At 67.4% G+C, this 3,677-nt stretch carries 4 protein-coding genes; all 4 read left to right on the top strand.

Going from position 1 to position 3,677, the window contains the following annotated elements:
• Positions 1-520: sterol desaturase family protein (locus AC1D01_RS24960; RefSeq protein ID WP_477871149.1), on the top strand; the 520-nt coding region annotated here is incomplete at its 5' end.
• A gap of 39 nt (positions 521-559) precedes the next feature.
• On the top strand, positions 560-1,423 hold the full coding sequence (locus tag AC1D01_RS24955) for an EI24 domain-containing protein (protein WP_477871147.1): 864 nt from the start codon (positions 560-562) through the stop codon (positions 1,421-1,423).
• 22 nt (positions 1,424-1,445) lie between these two features.
• Entirely contained in the window at positions 1,446-2,240 is a 795-nt protein-coding gene (locus tag AC1D01_RS24950; RefSeq protein ID WP_477871145.1) for a competence/damage-inducible protein A, read from the top strand.
• Positions 2,241-2,486: 246 nt separating this feature from the next.
• A partial coding sequence (glnA, locus tag AC1D01_RS24945; RefSeq protein ID WP_477871143.1) for a type I glutamate--ammonia ligase occupies positions 2,487-3,677 on the top strand: 1,191 nt, incomplete at its 3' end.

The following is a 3,677-nucleotide window of genomic DNA, read 5'->3' as shown; positions in this document are numbered from 1 at the left end:
GATCCACCGCGGCCAGCACCAGTTCCACTGGTGGTGGGGGCTGCATTCGCTGCACCACAGCCAGCGGCAGATGACGATGTGGAGCGACAACCGCAACCACCTGCTCGATGACCTGATCCGCGACAGCGTGATCGTCGTCGTCGCGCGGCTGATCGGCATCCCGCCGGGGCAGTTCATCGCGGTGGTGGCCTGCACGCAGCTGCTGGAGAGCCTGTCGCATGCGAACCTGCGGGTGTGGTTCGGCACGGTGTTCGAGCGCGTGCTGGTCAGCCCGCGCTTCCACCGGCTGCACCACAGCATCGGCCTGGGGCATGAGACCGCAGGGCAGGGCACGCTGGGCGGGCACAACTTCGCGGTGCTGTTCCCGGTGTGGGACGTGTTGTTCCGCACCGGCAACTTCGAGATCCGCTACGACCCGACGGGCATCCGCGACCAGTTGCCCGAGGCGGGCGGACGCGAGTACGGGCAGGGGTTCTGGCACCAGCAGTGGCTCGGACTGCGTCGCATGCTCGGCCGCTAGCGAGCGCAGCAACCGGGGCCTCGGGTATCCTGCCGCGCCATGGTCAAGCCTCTCTTCGATTCCTTCTGGCGCGCCGCCGCCTACTGCCTGCATCCGCGCGTCATCGTCCTGTCGCTGCTGCCGTTGTTCCTGCTGGTCGGCCTCACGTTCGGCCTCGGCTACTTCTTCTGGGAAGCCGCGATCGATGGCGTGCGCGACCTGTTCAATGCGTGGGACCTGCTGCACGCCCTCTTCAACTGGCTCGAGAGCATCGGCGCCGGCAACCTGAAGTCGGTGCTCGGCCCGCTGGTGGTGATCTTCCTCGCGACGCCGGTGCTGGTGCTGCTGTCGCTGCTGGTGGTCGCGACGATGATGACGCCGGCCATGCTGAACCTGGTGGCGCAGCGCCGCTTCCCGCTGCTGGAGCGCCGCCGCGGCGGCACCTTCCTCGGCAGCGTCGTCGTGAGCCTAGGCTCGACGGCGATCGCGGTCGTCGCGCTGATCGCGTCGATCCCGCTGTGGTTCGTGCCGCTGATGGTGCTCATCGTGCCGCCGCTGATCTGGGGCTGGCTCACCTACCGCGTGATGGTCTACGACGTGCTGTCCGAGCACGCCAGCAAGGACGAGCGGCGCGAGCTGGTGCGCCGCTACCGCACCAGCTTCCTCGGCCTCGGCATCGCGACCGGCTACCTCGGCGCCGCGCCGTCGCTGGTGTGGGCCTCGGGCCTGATGTTCGTCGCGCTCGCGCCGATCCTGGTGCCGGTCGCGATCTGGATCTACACGCTGGTGTTCGCGTTCTCGTCGCTGTGGTTCGCACACTTCGCGCTGGCCGCGCTGGCCGAGCTGCGCGCCGAGCAGCAGCTCGCCGCCGCGGTGGTGGCGCCGCCGGTCGATCCGACGCCGCTTCCGCTGCCCCCCGCATAGCTCCACCCACAAGGCTTTCCGCATGAACTTCGGCCTGATCATCATCGGCGACGAGATCCTGTCCGGCAAACGCGAGGACAAGCACCTGCCCAAGGTGATCGCGCTGCTCGGCGAACGCGGCATCCCGCTCTCGTGGGCGCGCTACGTCGGCGACGACCCCGCCCGCATCACCGCCCACCTGCGCGAGGCCTTCGCGAGCGGCGACGTGGTGTTCTCGTGCGGCGGCATCGGCGCCACGCCCGACGACCACACGCGCCAGTGCGCCGCCGATGCGCTCGGCGTGCCGCTGGCGCTCCATCCGCAGGCGCGCGAGCTGATCCTCGAGCGCATGCGCGACATCGCCGCCGAGCAGGGCCTGCCGTACGAGCCCGAGCGCGCCGACAACCTGCACCGGCTCAACATGGGCATGTTCCCCGAAGGCGCGCAGATCATCCCGAACCCCTACAACAAGATCGCCGGTTTCTCGGTCGGCCATGTGCACTTCGTGCCCGGCTTCCCGGTGATGGCCTGGCCGATGGTGCAGTGGGTGCTCGACGAGCGCTACACCGCCGAGCACCGCAGCGAGCGCCCGCGCGAGCAGTCGGTCATCGTGTTCGGCGCGATGGAGTCGACCCTCACGCCGCTGATGGAGGCCATCGAGGCCCGCTTCGACGGCGTCAAGGTGTTCAGCCTGCCGAGCGTCGACCACCCGCAGTGGGGGCGCCACATCGAGCTGGGCGTCAAGGGCGCGGCCGCACCGGTGGCCGAGGCCTTCGCCGAGTTGCTGGCCGGGCTGCGTGGCCATGGTGCGCAGCTGGGCCCCGAGTTGGTGCGATGAGGGCTGGAACTCTTGTCCAGCATGGTGCTGCGCGGCGCACCAAAGTGGCGTCACCGCCCCCCATCCATCGCGGTTCCGAGGCCCTCGCTCACCCGGTGGATCGCATCCCGGCAGGGGCCGCGCCGTCATCGGGCGCGGGCATGCTTTCTGCTACATTCCTGTGCGCATTTCCAGGCCCCTCCCGGCACTGAAACTGTCGTTGTACCAATCCCACTCACCCCACAAGCCTCTCGCTAGGAGAACCTGATGGCAAAGACCGTCGCCGACGTGATGAAGATGGTGAAGGAAAGCGAGGTCAAGTTCGTTGACTTCCGCTTCACCGATACCCGCGGCAAAGAGCAACACGTTTCGGTGCCCCTGTCTGCGTTCGACGAAGACAAGTTCATCTCCGGCCATGCCTTCGACGGTTCGTCGATCGCCGGCTGGAAGGGCATCGAGGCTTCCGACATGCTGTTGATGCCGGACCCGAACACGGCCAACATCGACCCGTTCTTCGAAGAGCCGACGCTGATCCTCACCTGCGACGTGATCGAGCCCACCGACGGCAAGCCCTATGAACGCGACCCGCGTTCGCTGGCCAAGCGTGCCGAGGCCTACCTGAAGTCGTCGGGCATCGGCGACACCGCCTTCTTCGGTCCGGAACCCGAGTTCTTCATCTTCGACAGCGTGCGCTGGAACGTGGACATGTCCGGTTCGTTCTCGAAGATCGAGTCCGAGGAAGCCGCCTGGAACACCGGCAAGGAATACGACCACGGCAACTCCGGCTACCGTCCGGCGGTCAAGGGCGGCTACTTCCCGGTGCCCCCGGTCGACAGCGCGCAGGACCTGCGCTCCGAGATGTGCCTGATCCTCGAATCGCTGGGCATCCCGGTCGAAGTGCATCACCACGAAGTGGCGAATGCCGGCCAGATGGAAATCGGCACCAAGTTCAGCTCGCTGGTGCAGCGCGCCGACTGGCTGCAGCTGCAGAAGTACGTGATCCACAACGTGGCCCACGCCTACGGCAAGACGGCCACCTTCATGCCCAAGCCGATCGTCGGCGACAACGGCTCCGGCATGCACGTGCACCAGTCGGTCTGGAAGGACGGCAAGAACCTGTTCGCCGGTGACGGCTATGCCGGCCTGAGCGAATTCGCGCTGTTCTACATCGGCGGCATCATCAAGCACGCCCGCGCGCTGAACGCGATCACGAACCCCGGCACCAACAGCTACAAGCGCCTGGTCCCGGGCTTCGAAGCCCCGGTCAAGCTGGCCTACTCGGCCAAGAACCGCTCGGCCTCGATCCGCATTCCGTACGTCGCCAACCCGAAGGGCCGCCGCATCGAAGCGCGCTTCCCGGACCCGCTGGCGAACCCGTACCTGGCGTTCTCGGCCCTGCTGATGGCCGGCATCGACGGCGTGGAGAACAAGATCCATCCGGGCGAAGCCGCCACGAAG

This window comes from Rhizobacter sp. P3_B12 (assembly GCF_056402895.1).
The sequence above is the reverse complement of the archived record's forward strand: the minus strand, read 5'-3'. Positions and strand labels throughout refer to the sequence as shown.